The following is an 18,389-nucleotide window of genomic DNA, read 5'->3' as shown; positions in this document are numbered from 1 at the left end:
AAGCGGAAATTACTCAAGCTGATTCTGTGATTAACAATGGTGACGCGACAGCACAACAAATCGCCACTGAGACTTCTAATGTTGATGCAAAAAATAGTAGTTACAAACAAGCAGTTGCTAACTTAACACCAGACAAAGCACCGTTAACTACAGCACAAAATGCTTTAGAAGCTAGCATCAATACACCAACTGACACAGTCGGTATGACACAAAGTTCGTTAGATGTTTATAATGCAAAACTTACAGCAGCCCGCCAAGCATTAAATGAAGGTAAAGCTTTATTAGCAGGTCATCCAACAGTTGCTGACATTCGTCAAGCGGTGACAAAAGATGACAATGCTAAAAATGAACTAGAACAAGCACGTCAACAATTAACACTTGATCGTCAACCATACATTTCTGCGATTAATGGCATGACAAGCTTAAATGATGGTCAAAAAGCACAATATTTAAATCAAGTGAATCAAGCACCAAATCATGCACAACTAGAAAGTATTAAGACTAATGCAACAGATTTAAACGGTGCAATGAAAGCATTACGTGATAGTATTGCCAATCAACAAGATATTAAAGCTAGTGGTAATTTCTTAAATGAAGATTCAGCAGAGCAAACAGCATATACAGCTGCTGTAACTCAAGCACAGCACGATATCAATCAAAATAACAATCCAATTATGGATAAGACTTCAATCGAACAAGTAACACAACGAGTTAATGATGCCATAACAGGATTACATGGTGATCAAAAATTACAAGCAGATAAAACCAAAGATCTAGCAATTATTAATCAATTATCAGCGTTAAACCAAGCACAACAAACGAAAGAACAACAATTAATTAATGCTGCTCATTTAAGAAGCCAATTACCAACAATTGTTAGTGATGCCCAAAATCTTAATAATGCTATGCAACAATTACGACAAAGTGTAGCAGATGATGCAACAGTTAAAGGTGAAAGCAAATATATTAATGCTGACGATAATTTGAAACACAATTATGATCAAGCTGTAACAGACGCTAATACTTTAATTGCACAAACAGCTAATCCAACAATGTCAGCTACAGATGTGCAAGCAAAAACGACTGCTGTGACAAATGCTAAAGCAGCATTAAATGGTGTTCAACGGTTACAAGAAGCTAAGACAGCGGCAATTAATCATATCAATGCGTTAAGTCATTTAAACCAAGCACAAAAAGATGAAGAAGTAAATTTAGTTAATGCTAAAACAACTAAAACAGACGTAGCAACTCAACAACAACATGTTGATGACTTGAATACAGCAATGGGTCAATTAGAAAATGCCATTGCTAATAATTCACAAATAGTAACTGGTACAAACTATGTCAATGCCGAAACATCAAAACAAGGTGCTTATAATGACGCAGTACGTGTAGCAAAAGCAACAATCGCACAAACAACAAATCCAACAATGGATAAAACAGCGATTATTAGTCAAGCTCAAAATGTTAGTCGTGCACAACAAGCATTAGATGGTGATACACGCTTGGCACAAGCGAAACAAGTGGCTATGCAAGCAATCAATGGTTATCATGCCTTAAACAAACCACAAAGTGATAAGTTTAAAGCAGATATCACTAGTGCTAATACAATTACGTCAGTAGACCAACTTAAAGCTGACGCTAATACATTAAATAATGCTATGCAATCACTGCGCGATAGTATTGCTAATAAAACGGCTACAAAAGCAGCGATTAAATATGTTAACGCAGATAGTGCTAATCAAACAGCTTATGATCAAGCAGTGGCAGCAGCTGAAGCTATTATTGGAGAGCAAAATAATCCAACAATGACACCTGCTACAGTAACGCAAAAAGCCAATGATGTTACAACTGCATACCAAGCGTTAAATGGTGAACAACGTTTAAGAGAAGCTAAACAAAACGCAGTCAACGAAATTACAGCATTACATGGTTTAAATAATGCTCAAAAAGACAAAGAAAAAGAATTAGTTAATGCTAAAAATACGATTACAGATGTCAATAGCCAGTTAACTGATGCTAAATCAATTGATGGTGCCATGACAGCATTACGTCAAAGTGTGGCAGATAATCAAAATGTCTTAAACAGTAGTAAATATATTAATGCTGATCAAGATAAGCAACATGCATATAATGATGCAGTAACAGCTGCCAATGCCATCATTAATCAAACAGCAAACCCAACATTAACGAAAGCTGACATTGAACAACAAACGACTGCAGTTAATAATGCTAACAATCAATTAAATGGTGTTGAAAGACTTGCACAAAGTAAAACAGCAGCTAAACAAGCCATTGATGCGATGACATCATTAACACCAGCGCAAAAAACTGCTGAAAAGGCATTAGTAGATGACAAACAAACAATTCCAGAAGTGACTAGCCAACAACAAACAGCAAGTGACTTAGACACTGCAATGCAAGCCTTAAAAGCACAAGTTGCCAAAGAACAACAAGTAACGAATAGTTCTAACTATTTCAATGAAGACGCACAACAACAAAATGCTTACAATACGGCTATCCAAGCAGCGAAAGCAATTATCAATAAAGCTGCAAATCCAGATTTAGATAAAGCAACAATTGAACGTGCAACGCAAGCTATCGAACAAGCTACAAATCAATTGCATGGTGAAGATAAATTACATCAAGCACAAATTGAAGCTAAAGCTGCAATCGCACAAATGCATGACTTAAATAATGCACAACGACAAGCATTGAATAACCAAGTTGACCAAGCACAACGTCGTCAACAAGTCACAGATGTTAAAACATTAGCAACTGATTTGAATAATGCGATGACAGCATTAAAAGCAAGTATTGCTGATCAAACAACGATCAAAGGTGATAGCAAATATATCAATGCGGATCAACAGCACAAAGATGCTTACGATCAAGCATTACGCAACGCTGAACAAGCTATAGCACAAACGTCAAATCCAACAATGACGAAAGCACAGATTGAAGCACTAACGAATGCCGTGACAACTGCTAAAAGTGCTTTGAATGGTATTGGTCAATTAGCGGATGCTAAACGTGATGCCATTGCTAATTTAGGTCATATGCAATATTTAACAACTGCTCAACGTACTGAAGAGGAAACTCGTATTAATGCAGCTACAACAATTTCAGCTGTTAACAATCAAGTGCAACATGCGACAGAGTTAAATAATGCAATGAAAGCATTACGTGACAGTATTCAAAATGTTGCTACTGTGAAAAAATCTAGCAACTATATTAATGAAGACAGTCAACAACAAACAGCATACGATAATGCCGTTTCAACAGCTGAAGATACTATCAGTGCGAACGCTAATCCACAAATGGATAAAGCAGTCATTGAGCAACAAACATCAGCTGTGACTACTGCTTTTGGTAATTTACACGGTCAACAAAAACTTGAAAAAGACCAACAAGCTGCTAATACAGTAATTGGTGCATTAAATAATCTCAATACACCACAACGTAATGCTGAAATTACAGCAGTCAATGCTGCTCAAACACGTCAAAAAGTAGCTGAAATCAAAGCACAAGCAGAAGCATTAAATACAGCAATGGGTCAATTACGTACAAGCATTCAACATGATGCAACAACACGTACACAAAGTAAATATGTCAACGCAGACATAGATAAGCAACAAGCTTACAATACAGCAGTAACTAATGCTCAAACGATTATTAATGAAACTACTACTCCAACATTGGATAAAGATGCTATTAGTGCAAAAGCAACAGCAGTGACACAAGCAGATAATGATTTAAATGGTGTTCAACGTTTACAAGAAGCGAAAGATGCAGCTAATCATGATATAGATCAACAAAGTGCTTTAAATCAACCACAAAAAGATAAAGAAAAAGCATTAATAAATGCCTTAGATACTAAAACAGCAGTGGCACAACAGTTAGCTACGGCTAAAGAATTGAATACTGCTATGGCAGCATTAAAACAAGCAGTTGCTGACAATGCTACAGTGAAACAACAAGGCAACTACACGAATGCAGATGCAGATAAACAACAAGCATACAATCAAGCAGTAGATCAAGCTAATGACATTATTAATGAAACAACAACTGCTACAATTTCTAAACAGGACATTGATCAAAAAGCACAAGCTGTTAACCAAGCTAAACAAGCATTAAATGGAGATCAACGTTTACGTGATGCACAAGCACATGCTAATAACTTGATTGATGGTTTGACTTCACTCAACCAAGGTCAAATCAATCATGAGAAAGCATCTGTTGCTACTGCGACATCATTACAACAAGTAACAGCTGCTGAAAATCATGCCATAGCATTAAATTCAGCAATGCAAGCACTTAAACAAAGCATTCAAGATGTGCATACAGTTAAAGCAAGCAGTAATTACTTTAATGAAGATACGCAACAACAACAGGCATATGATCAAGCAGTGACTGCTGCTCAAAACATCATTAATGATACTAATAATCCACAAATGGATAAAGCTGAAATTGCTAAAGCAACTGAAGCGGTTAATAATGCTAAAGCTGCATTACAAGGTGAGCACAAATTGCAACAAGCGAAACAGCAAGCTAACCAAGCCATTGGGCAATTACAGTATTTAACTGATGCTCAACGTAACGCAGAAATTGCAGCAATTAATCAAGCAGGAACTAGAACATTAGTAGCTCAAAAACAAACTGAAGCAGAGGCATTAAATACAGCAATGCAAGGATTACGTCAAGCAATCGCTGATAAAGATGCTCTAAAACGTAAGAGTGAATATGTCAATGCTGATCCTACTAAACAAGCTGATTACGATACAGCTGTGCAAAGTGCAGAATCAATTATCAATGCACAACAAGGACCAGAATTGAATAAAGATGTTATCACAAGTAAGACAACTGCTGTCACTACTGCTAAAAATGCTTTAGATGGTGTACAACAATTGCAACAAGCGAAGACTCAAGCTGAACACACTATCGACGGTTTATCATCATTAACTGATGCACAAAAAGCTAAAGAAAAAGAATTAGTCAACGCTAAAACGTTACGTACAGAAGTTACAACACAAGTACAACAAGCACAAAACTTAAATACAGCAATGCATGATTTACGTGACAAAGTTGGCCAACAACATAATGTAGAAACTAGCAGTAATTACATCAATGAAGATCAAGCTGAACAACAGGCCTATAACAATGCCATAACAGCTGCGAATAATATTATTAATAAAACGCAAAATCCTGACATAGACGAATCAACAATTAATCAAGCAACACAAACAATCACTAATGCTGTTGATGCCTTACACGGTGCGGATAAATTACAAACAGACAAGACTAAAGCCAATACAGAAATTACAAATTTACCAAATTTAAATGCACCACAAAAAGCGCAAGAACAACAATTAGTCAATGCCCAAGATACACGTACAAAAGTTGCTGAACAATTAGCACATGCTAAAGCTTTGGATGCAGCAATGGGACAATTGAAACAAAGTGTTCAAGATAACGCCCAAGTAAAAGTTGAGAGCAAATATATAAACGCTGATAATGATAAACAAAATGCTTATAACGATGCCGTTACAGCAGCTAACGATATTATTAATGAAACAACGAACGCTACTATGGATAAAGATGCCATAACTGCGAAAGCAACTGCCGTTAATCAAGCTAAACAAGCATTAAACGGTGTTGAACGTTTACGACAAGCAAAAGCTGATGCTGCAAACACTATTAATGGTTTAGATGCCTTAACACCATTACAAAAAGATAAAGCTAAAGAAAATGTTAACAATGCTCAAACATTGCCAGCTGTACAAAGTGCGTTAAATGATGCCCAACAATTAAATACAGCAATGCAAGCATTACGACAAGCTATTAATGATGTACAAGCAACTAAAGCTGATAGTAAATACTTTAATGAAGATCCTAATGAACAACATGCCTATAATCAAGCTGTGGCTAATGCCCAAGCAATCATTAATGCAACAGCTAATCCACAAATGGATAAAGCTCAAATTGAACAATTAACTAATGCTGTTACTGCAGCTAAAGCTAATTTACATGGTGATCAAAAATTAGCTACTGCTAAGCAAAATGCAGTTAATGCAATCAAACAATTAGGAGATTTAAATAAAGCACAACGTGATGCTGAAATTGCAGCAGTCAATAATGCAACTAGACGTACAGAAGTGACAACAATTGAAAATAATGCTACTGCGTTAAATGGTGCTATGACAGCATTAAAAGCATCTATTGCCGATGTCAACACCACAAAAGCAGATGGTAACTATATCAATGCTGATCAAGCTAAGAAACAAGCCTATGATCAAGCAGTTGCTGCAGCTCAAGCGACTGAAGGTCAACAAACGCAACCAACATTAGATAAAGCAGCGATAGAAGCACAAACAGCTCAAGTGATTGCAACAAAACAAGCGTTAGATGGTAATAGTCAATTAACCAATGCTAAACAAGCAGCTATAGCTGATATTGATGGTTTAACATCTTTAACAGATGCTCAAAAAAATGAAGAGAAACGTTTAATTAATGCAGCCGATACAACAATTAAAGTAACAGATCAAGTATCACAAGCGACTGCGTTAAATGGTGCGATGAAGAGTTTACGCGATAACATCAAAGATAACCAAACTATTATCGCTGGTGGAAACTTTGTAAACGAAGACCAAGGTCCAAAACATAATTATACAAATGCAGTGAACGCAGCGAATACAATCATTAATGAGCAACATAATCCTGAAATGTCTGAACAAGCAGTTCAAAATGCAGCGAATGCCGTAACTACAGCCAAAGATGCGTTAGACGGTGATGGTAAATTACATCAACAACAATCAACAACAAATAATGATATTGATCATTTACCTAACTTAACAGCAGCTCAAAAAGATGCATTAAAAGCACAAGTCAATGCCGCAACATTAAGAACACAAGTTTCTGCTATTGAGCAACAAGCTAACGAACTTAATGGCGCAATGGGTACACTAAACCAATTAGTCAATAATAAAAATACGGTTAAAGCAAGCAGTAATTATGTCAATGAAGATCATAATGAGCAACAAGCATATGATGCAGCAATACAACATGCCGAAGATATCATTGCTAAAACGCAAAATCCAGAATTGACAAAAGCTAATATTGATACTGCTGTACAAGCAATCGAACAAGCTATTGCAGGTTTACATGGTGAAACTAAACTACAACAAGCGAAAGATGCAGCGAAAGCAAATGTTAATAACTTACATGCCTTAAATACACCACAGCGCGATGCTGAAATTGCAGCTATTAACAACGCTAAGACAAGAACAGAAGTTTCAACTACAGAACAAACAGCTAATAATTTAAATACTGCAATGCAAGCTTTACGCAATAGTGTAGCTAATGTTAATACAATTAAAGGTCAAGGTAATTACATTAATGCTGATACTACTAAACAAACTGCCTATACGGATGCAGTGAACGCAGCGAATGCTATCATCAATGAAAATGGTCAACCGACATTAGATCAAACAGCAATTGAGCATAAGACCCAAGCAGTTACTGATGCTGAACAAGCTTTAGATGGCGATCGTCGTTTACAACAAGCAAAAGCAGATGCAATTCAAACAATTGATGGCTTACAAGGTTTAAATACAGCACAACAAATAGCTGAAAAAGCAAATGTTAACCAAGCTACAATGTTACCTGACGTAGCTAGTCAATTAGCACAAGCTAAAGAATTGAACACAGCTATGGAAGCATTACGTGCTGAACTAAATAAAGTTAACGCCACTAAATCTAGTAGTGATTACATTAACGAAGATGCACAACCGAAAGCAAATTATGATAATACAGTACAAGCTGGACAAAATATTGTTAATGCTTCTCCGCAAGCAACAATGACGAAAGCACAAGTTGAACAAGCACTTAATACAATTATTCAAGCTAAAAATGCTTTACAAGGTGCACAAAAACTAGCTAAAGCTAAGCATGATGCCAATGCTGATGTCAATGGATTACCGAACTTGACACAAGCTCAAAAAGATAGCATTAATCTTAGTATTAATGGCAAAGCTACAAGAACTGAAGTAGCACAAGTATTACAACAAGCGCAAGATTTGAATACGTCAATGGGTACGTTAAAAGGTTTAGTTGCTGATAGTACACAAGTAAAACAACAAAGTAACTATATTAACGAAGACCCTCAACCAAAAGCGAATTATGATAATGCTGTCCAACAAGCAGAACAAATCATTGCTAAAACAACTGATCCAGTAGTAGATAACGCTACAGTTCAACAAGCAATCACAGCTATTAATACTGCTAAAAACGCGTTAGATGGTGCAGCTAAACTACAACAAGATAAAACAACAACGAAAGCGACAATAGGTAACTTACAATACTTAACACCAGCTCAAATAACAAAAGCTCAACAATTAGTAGATGCTCAGGACACTAGAGCAAATGTTGCTAACGAGTTACAACATGCACAAGACTTAAATAACGCGACGAAAGCATTACGTGATAGTATCGCTAATGACAATACTGTGAAACAAAGTAGTGACTTTATTAACGAAGATCAACCTGAACAAACAGCTTATACAAATGCAGTACAAGCAGCTAACGATATTATTAATGCGACATCAAATCCAGAGATGAATGCACAAACAGTTACGCAACGTGCTAATGAAGTGACAACTGCACTTGGTAATTTACATGGTCAAACTAAATTAGAACATGATCAACAACAAGCCAATGCTGCAATTGATCAAATGACTAATTTAAATGGACCACAACGAGATGCTGAAAAAGCACGAGTGAACCAAGCACAAACACGTACTAAAGTTCAAGATATTAGAACAGAAGCTAATGATTTGAATACATCAATGGGTAATTTACGTCAAAGTATTGCTGATTATAATCAAGTGATAACTGAATCGAAATATGTCAATGCAGATGCTGATAAACAACGTGCTTATACTGATGCAGTAAATGCTGCCAATAACACCATTAATCAAGCAGCACCAGCAACATTAAATAAAACAGAAATTGACAATCAAACAACAGCTGTTACTACAGCGAATAATGATTTAAATGGTGTTGCTAAACTAGCTGAAGCCAAAGCTAATGCTAATCAAACAATTGATGGTTTAACAGCGTTAAATGATCCACAAAAAGCAGCTGAAAAACAAGCAGTAAATAATGCAACAACATTAGGTCAAGTTCAACAACAAGTGACGCATGCTGAAGAATTGAATACAGCAATGCAAGCTTTACGAGATGGCGTTAAAGATGTGGCTAAAGTCAAAGCTAGTAGCAATTACTTTAATGAAAATGCACCTAAACAACAGGCGTATGATCATGCTGTAGATGCTGCCAATGCAATCATTAATGCAACTACCAATCCACAACTTAATAAAGATGCTGTAACACAAGCTTTAACTGCAGTTAATCAAGCTAAAGCTGATTTACACGGTGAAGATATCCTTCATCAAGAACAACAAGCAGCCAATCAAACAATTGATGGTTTAACACATTTAACTAATGCACAACGTCAAGCTGAAAAAGATTTAATTAATGCTGCTACACATCGTCCTGAAGTTGCTCAACAATTACAACAAGCTCAAAACTTAGATACAGCAATGGGTGCATTACAAGCATTAGTTGATGCTGAACATGATGTTTTAGCAAGCAGTAATTATATTAATGAGGATCCAGATAAGCAACGCGCTTATACAACTGCGATTCAAGCAGCTAAAGATGCAATAGCTAAAACAAATCAACCAGTATTACAAGCTGCTGATATTAATCAATTGGCTCAAGCGATTACACAAGCTAAAGATGCATTACAAGGTGAACAAAAATTACAACATACTAAACAAGATGCCTTAGCACAAATTGCCAAACTTGCAGACTTGAATCCAGCTCAACGCCATGACATTGAAGCACAAATCAATGGTGCAACAACGCGTACTGATGTAACGCAACATGTCAATGACGCAACAGCAATTAATAATACAATGACAGCATTGAAACAATCGATAGCTGATGAGCAACAAACAAAACAAAGCAGTGATTACATTAATGAAAATCCAGACGCCAAAACTGCATACGATAATGCTGTTCAAGCAGCAAAAGATCTGTTGAATCAACAAGCTAATGCCACAATGCAACCGACTCAAATTGAACAAGTGATGCATAATGTTGAACAAGCGAAACACAACTTGCATGGTGCTGATAAATTAGCTAATGATAAAGCAGCAGCAAAAGCACACATTAATGGTTTAGCCGATTTAAATGCACCGCAACGTCAAGCATTAATCGATGCAATTGTTAACGCGCCAACAAGACAAATCGTTGCTGATAAACAAACACTCGCCGATGATTTGAATACGGCAATGGGTGCATTAAAAGGAAGTATTGCAGATGCAGCACAAACAAAACAATCTGGTGCCTTTGTCAATGCAGATCCTAACAAACAACAAGCTTATGAAGCTGCAGTGCAAGCAGCACAAGATTTGATTAACCAATCAACTGGTACACCTGTACTTGATAAAACAGCAATCGAAGCTAAAACTACGACTGTGATGGATACAAAGACTGCCTTGAATGGTAATCAAAACTTAATAGATGCTAAAAATAATGCGAATCGTACGATTGATGGCTTAACATATTTAACACCAACACAAATAGATAAAGAAAAAGAATTAGTTAATCAAGCCACTACCAATACGGCTGTCGCACAACAAGTTCAAAGTGCCACTGCATTAAATGACGCAATGAAAGCATTACGTGAAAAAGTGAATGCACAAAATCAAGTTCACGCTACAAGTAATTATTTCAATGAAGACCAAGGACCTAAACAAACTTATGATCAAGCAATAGCAGCTGGTCAACAAATTATTGATAATACAACAAATCCAACATTAAATAGTCACGATGTTGATCAAGTAGTTAATACGATTGAAAATGCCATTCAAGCTTTACATGGTGAGCAAAAACTGCATGATGCTCAACAACAAGCGAAACAAACAGTTGGACAATTATCTAACTTAAATAGTGGACAACAACAAAGTGCCGATCATGACATTGATGCAGCACCAACACGTAGTGATGTTCAAAGTCGATTACAACAAGCACAAGCACTGAATAACGCTATGGGCGATTTAAGAAACTTAGTCAGTGCGAAAGATCAAGTTCATGCGACAAGTGATTATATAAATGAGGATCATGCTGAACAAGCAGCATATGACAATGCAATTGCCAAAGCACAAGCAATTATTGATAATACGCAACAGCCAGTTAATAACAAAGCGGAAATTGATCAAGCAATCCAACAAATTAATGACGCTAAAAATAATTTACATGGCTCAACTAAGTTAGCAAATGATAAGACGACAGCAACAGCAGAATTAGCGAAACTTTCAGCATTAAATCCAGCACAACGTCAAACAATTGAACAACAAATTACTGGTGCTGATACAAGAACTGCTGTAACACAATATTTGGATGCAGCAAAAGTATTAAACAATGCAATGCAAACGTTAAGAGATAAAGTTGCTAATAAAGATCAGGTGAAACAAAGTAGCGATTACATTAATGAAAATCAACCTGAACAACAAGCTTATGATACAGCTGTAACTAATGCTCAAAACACAATTGATCAAACGACAACACCTACGATGGATCCAGCTCAAGTAAATCAATTAGCAACAAATGTTACAACTGCATTCGACAATTTGCATGGTTCACAAAAATTAGCGGCTGACCAAGCGGCAGCAGTTCAAGCCATTAACGATTTAACAGATTTAAATGCACCACAAAGACAAGCATTGATTTCAGCAGTCAACAATGCCAATACACGCACAAACGTTGCTACTGAAAAAGATAAAGCACAACAATTGAATACAGCTATGCATGCTTTACGTCAAAGTATCGTTAATAAAGATCAAGTGAAACAACAAAGTAAATATGTTAATGCTGATACACCAGAACAACAAGCATACGATACAGCTGTCACAGATGCTGAAGCAATTATTAATCAAACAACTTCACCTACACTAGACAAGGCAGAAGTAGAAGCGAAGACGGCAGCAGTAACATCTGCAGAGCAACATTTGGATGGTGACGCTAAGTTAGCACAAGCTAAAACTGATGCGAATAATACGATTGATCAGTTAACTGCATTAACAGATGAACAAAAGGCTAAAGAAAAAGAATTAGTGAATGCAGCACCAACGCGTACGGACGTCACATCACAAACAAATCAAGCAACTGCTTTAAATGGTGCGATGGAAGCATTACGTCATAGCATTCAAGATAATCAAGCAACAACAGCAAGTAGTAATTACATCAACGAAGATCCACCAGTTCAACAAGCGTATGATCAAGCAGTACAACATGCCAAAGACATTATAGCTAATAGTCCTAATGTCATCATTGATCAACAACAAGTTGAACAAGCAACACAAAGTGTTGATACAACAAAAGCCAACTTGCACGGTGAACAAAAATTAGCTCATGATAAACAACAAGCTGACAATACAATTGATACGTTAAATCATTTAACTGCAGCTCAACAAACAGCTGAAAAAGCCAAAGTGGATGCTAAACAAACAAGGGACGAAGTTAAAGCACAATTACAACAAGCGCAAGCACTTAACACTGCGATGGAAACATTACACAACTTAGTTAATGCCAAAGACCAAGTTCACAATGACAGTAATTACATTAATGAAGATCAAGGTCCTAAAGATAACTATGATAATGCGGTTAAAGCTGCTGAAGCTATTATTGCTAAAACAACTAATCCTGATACTGATGTTGATGTTATTAATCAAGCAGCTCAAAATATCACAACAGCTAAAGATGCATTACAAGGTGCTAGTAAATTACAAAAAGATCAAACACAAGCAACGACTACGGTTGATGGATTAACAGCTTTAAGTGATGCACAACGTCATGCTATAAAAGATCAAATTACAGCGGCAACAACTAGAGACAAAGTTGCCGAAGTAGTGACAAATGCGCAACATTTAAATGCAGCGATGCAAGCACTACGTGACGAAGTAGCGAAAATAGATCCAACAAAAGCAACAGGTAATTACATCAATGCTTCACAAAATAGCCAAGATGCTGTTAATCAAGCACAACAAGCAGCAAATCAACTTATCAATGAAGCGAACAATCCAGTGTTAACACCAAGTCAAGTGACATCCGTGAAAGATCAAATTGTTAACGCGATTAAAGCACTTGATGGTAATAGTAATTTAGCAAATGATAAATTAGCTGCTGAACAAGCTATAGACGCTATGCCTGGTTTAACTAATGCTCAAAAAGCGAAAGAAAAAGAATTAGTGAATGCAGCAACAACACGTGGCGAAGTGAATCAAGTTAAAGCCCAATCTGCTGAATTGGATAACACAATGCAAGCACTGAAACAAGCTGTTGCAGAACAACAACATGTTAGAAATGGCAGCAATTATTTCAATGAAGATCAAGGTCCAAAAGATGCTTATGATCAAGCTATCCGTGATGCAGAAGCATTAATTAATAAACAGAATGACCCAGTCATTGACAAAAATGCTGTAATCAGCGCTTTAAGTCAAATCAATAATGCTAAAGATGCATTACATGGAGACGATAAATTAGCACACGATAAACAAGATGCATTAACTCAACTAGCTGGTTTACAAGATTTAAATCAAGCGCAACGTCAACAACTAGCCAATGATATTAATCAAGCACCAACTAGAACAGAAGTGGCAACTAAATTAGCACAAGCTCAAGCATTGAACAGTGCCATGACAAATTTACGTAACGGTATCAAAGATCATGCACAAGTTGAAGCGGATTCCAAATTCATTAATGAAGATCCAACTCAACAACAAGCATATACTGATGCAGTTGCACATGCTCAAGGTTTAATTGGTGAAACATCAAACCCAACAATGTCTGTTGATACAATTAACAATGTGTTACAAGCTGTCAACCAAGCGAAAGATAATTTACATGGTGATACTAAATTACAAAATGCTAAAGATAGTGCGAACCATGACATTGGTCAATTATCATCTTTAACTACAGCACAACAACAAGCTGAACAACAACTTGTGACAAATGCAACAACACGCGATCAAGTTGCAGCACAACTTGCGAAAGCACAAGCTTTAAATAATGCGATGTCAGCATTACGTAATAGTATCCAAGATCAAAATACTATTAAACAAAGTAGTAATTATGTTAATGCAAATCAACCACAGCAACAAGCTTATACTGATGCTGTAGCTCATGCAGAACAAATTATTAATAATACTACTAACCCGACATTAGATAAAGATGTAGTTGATCAAGCTACTAATAATGTGACACAAGCAAAACAAAATCTTGATGGTCAAGCGCAACTAGCACATGATAAAACAACGGCTAATTCAACATTAGGTCAATTATCAAGCTTAACTGATTTACAACGTCAACATTTAGTAGACGAAGTCACAAATGCACCAACTAGAACAGATGTCGCTAATATAGTTAATAAAGCACAAGACTTAAATAATGCTATGGCGGCGATGAGACACAGTATCCAAGATGCCGACCAAGTGAAACAAAGTAGTAATTTCATTAATGAAGATCAACCTGAACAAGATGCTTATACTGATGCTATAACAGCGGCGAATGATATGATTAATGCAACTACAAATCCAACTATGGATAAAGCATTAGTTGACCAAGTGACACAACGTGTTACTCAAGCACAAGCTGCTTTAAATGGTGCTCATAAATTACAAGTGGATCAAACAACTGCGACACAAACGATTAATGGTTTATCTAACTTGAATCAAGGTCAAAAAGATGCATTGAATCATGACATTGATCAAGCATCAACAAGAGAACAAGTGAAACAACTTGTTGCTAAAGCACAAGATTTGGATAATGCCATGAATGCGTTACGCAGTGAAGTTGCTAAGAAAGATCAAATAAAACAAAGTAGTGACTACATCAACGAAGACCCTGCACAACAACAAGCATATGATGATGCAGTTAAGAAGGCAGAAGACATCATTAATGGTACAAATGTTACTGTTGATAAGACTACGATAGATCAAGCTATAGCAGATATTGAAGCGGCTAAACAAGCACTCCATGGTCAAGATAAACTTGATAGAGATAAAAATGATGCGAAAGATGTAGTAGCAAAACTTGATGCGTTAACAAATGCCCAAAAAGCAGCTATCAATCAAGTAATTGATCAAGCACCTGCGAGAACAGCTGTCAATAATATCGTTGCCAATGCAACACAATTAAATAACAGTATGAAAGATTTAAATGATTTAGTTAATAAATCACAACAAACAAAGACAACGCCTAATTATATTGATGCTACTTCAACTAATAAACAAGCCTTTGACCAAAGTTTGAATGAAGCGGAACAATTAATTAATAAAGTTACAGGTCCAGATACAAGTCAATCAGATGTTCAAACAGCGATTGACAAGTTAAAACAAGCCCTAAATCATTTAGATGGCGATGCACAAATTGCTAAATTCAAAGATCAAGCTAAAGCACACATTAATCAATTACCAGCCTTGAATGACAAACAAAAACAAGCGTTTAATAAAGCTGTTGATGCTGTACCAACAATCAATAAAGTAAATAATATTGTGAAATTAGCTGATAAAGTCAATGATGTTATGGCTAAATTAAAAGACTTAATAAATAAATATCCTGACATTACAACAAATAATAATTATACGCAAGCTGATGATGATAAACAGCAAGCTTATAATCAAGCTATCAATGATGGTCGACAATTAGCTAAAGATAATAGTCAATTACCAGCTAAGATTAAACAAGCTATTGGTAAAATTAAACAAGCAATAGACGCCTTAAATGGTAATGAAAAACTTGCTAATGCCAAAGCTAATGCACTACAAACGATTGATCATTTGAATGCTTTGAACGATGCACAAAAAGCACAAGCCAAAGCTAACATAAATCAAGCAAATGATATACCAACAGTGAATAAAGTAGTGAGTGATGCAACGTCATTAAATGAGGCTATGAAAGCTTTACAACAAAATGTTGATACAAATGAAAATGAAGTTAAAAATAGCATTTCATATCAAAATGCGGATAAAGATTTACAACAAGCCTTTGATCAAGTAATTAACATAGCTAAAAATGCGTTAAATCCTACAACAGGAAGTGCATTAGATAGTAATCAAGTGCATCAATTAGTACAAGCCATTGCTAATGCTAAACAAGCCTTAAACGGTGAGCAATGTTTAGCAGATAGTAAAGCTAAAGCTCTTGCACAACTTCAACATTTAGCTGAAGCACAAAAAGATGCAATCAATCATGCTAATGCTACTGAGCAATCTAAACAACAAGCAATTGCAGAAGTTGATCAAGCATTATCGCAAGCTATTGATAATTTAAACAATGCTCAATCTAATAATGATGTTGATCAAGTGATTGCGAATGCCAATAAAATAATTCCATCAATACATGCTGATGAATTACCAAAAGCTAAACTTGATGCTAAAGACGATGTAACACAATTAAGTGATTCTCTCATTAATGATATTAACAACAATAATCATCTAACTACGACTGAAAAAGAAAAACTTAAAGATTTAGTTAATCAGGCATTAGCACAAGCAAATAGTGCAATTAATGATGCAACAACTAAAGATGCAATCAATCAAGCTAAAGAGCAATTTAAAAATGCTTTACAATCTATTAAAGATTTAATTAATGCTAAAGAAGCTGCTAAACAAGCAGTTGAAGATTTAGTTAATAGAAAACGTCAAGAAATAGAACAAAATCCTGATTTAACTGATGCTCAACGTCAAAATGCCTTAAAAGCACTTGAAAATGCTCGTCAACAGGCATTATCAGATATTGAAAATGCTTTAACTAGTAATCAACTATCACATGACTTGAACAATGATTTGAATAATATAGCTAATGTTACAATTTGGGATACAGACCATAAAGCATTAGTACATGATCTTCCTGCATTATCAATTCAAGATGCTTTAGTTAAAGGTAAGATAACTGTTTATCGAGATGATAAAATTACTAAGCAACAGGTATTAGAACATTTAGATTTAAATGATGAAATTAAAGCAGATGTTATTTTAATACCACCAACTAACAAATTATCAGATTCGTTAAATGCAATTGTTGCTGTAACTTTAGCAGATGGTACAAATACAGTCGTAAAAGTACCAGTCGTGGTTGTCGAATCACCATTAAATATTGCAAAAGCTGAAGCTAAACAGCAGTTAACAACACAAAGTATTGTTAAGAAACAACAAATTCAACAACTGCCTAAGTTAACATCGGTTCAAAAAGATGCTATTAATAAAGTGATCGATCAAATTATTACGAAAGCACTGTCAGACATTAATAAAGCTACATCTGTGAACCAAGTTGAACAAATTAAGCATCGTGCACTTGATCAATTAACAAACTTAAATCCTAAAGAAGTGATTAAAGCTTTAAATAAATCTCAGGCACAAAATGTAGCGCAACAACAAATTAGAAAAGCTGCTGCTAATAAGATTCAAGAGATTATAGGTAATCCTTTTGTAACTGATTCAGATAAAGGTCAAATGATTAGTCATGTTAATCAAATTGAGCAAGATACTATTAAGGCCATTAATAATGCAAATACTATAGCAGATGTTTATAAAGCATTGAATATAGGTTTACAACAATTGGCCAATATCGTACTACCTAATGGTCCTCATTTCATTACAAGTGATGTCAATGCAGTTCATAAGATTGCAAACTTGGCTAATCGTTTTGAAGATTTACATGAGTCATATTTAAACGATCATTTAGTGTTAAATGGTGCTAACGGTGCAGATAAAGATAACAAAGATAAAGCACATAACTCTAAAGAACATCCAGTAGCAAATACGAATCACTTAATAGACAATATTATTAGTACGCTTGAAAAATCAATTGGCGCAGCTGCAATAGGTGGTATATTCACAAGCTTATGGTTAATTTTAGCTAAGAGAAGACGTAAAGAAGATGAAGAAGTAGTAGAAGATAGTAACGTCAATAAAGATAATGATTTAAAAGCTACTTTAAATCCAAGTGATCTATTAGTAGGAGCTAAACATAAAAAAGAAGAGCAATCATCTATAGATGCAGATGATTTAAATCCAGATCATTTATTAGTTGCTACTAAACAAAAGAAAGATTCACAAGACAAACAACAAACTAAAGTAAAACAAGTATCTTCTGAGACAAAAACGAAGAACATTGATAAACGTCAAACTAAACAACCAAAAGCAGCGTCAAAACCAACAAAACAAAGTACTAACAAACGGTCTAAACAAGCAACAACAAAGAGAAAAAATAACAAAGTAGTAGCAAAAAGAAAGAAAAAGAAAAGTAATAACAAGAAAAAATAA

Annotated in this window: 1 protein-coding gene (cut by a window edge); it reads left to right on the top strand. The window is 35.4% G+C overall.

Features of this window, described 5'->3' with window-relative positions; genetic code table 11:
- Window positions 1–18,389, top strand: partial view of a hyperosmolarity resistance protein Ebh gene (gene ebh / locus J3R86_RS05730; protein WP_207518460.1) — the 3' portion only. The gene continues 10,483 nt to the left of window position 1, outside the view; the window shows 18,389 of its 28,872 coding nt (coding positions 10,484–28,872); the start codon falls outside the window, past its left edge; the stop codon is at window positions 18,387–18,389.

This window comes from Staphylococcus simiae (assembly GCF_017357005.1).
In the GTDB taxonomy this organism is placed as follows: Bacteria; Bacillota; Bacilli; order Staphylococcales; family Staphylococcaceae; genus Staphylococcus; species Staphylococcus simiae_A.
This window is presented reverse-complemented; position numbering and strand designations above follow the sequence as displayed.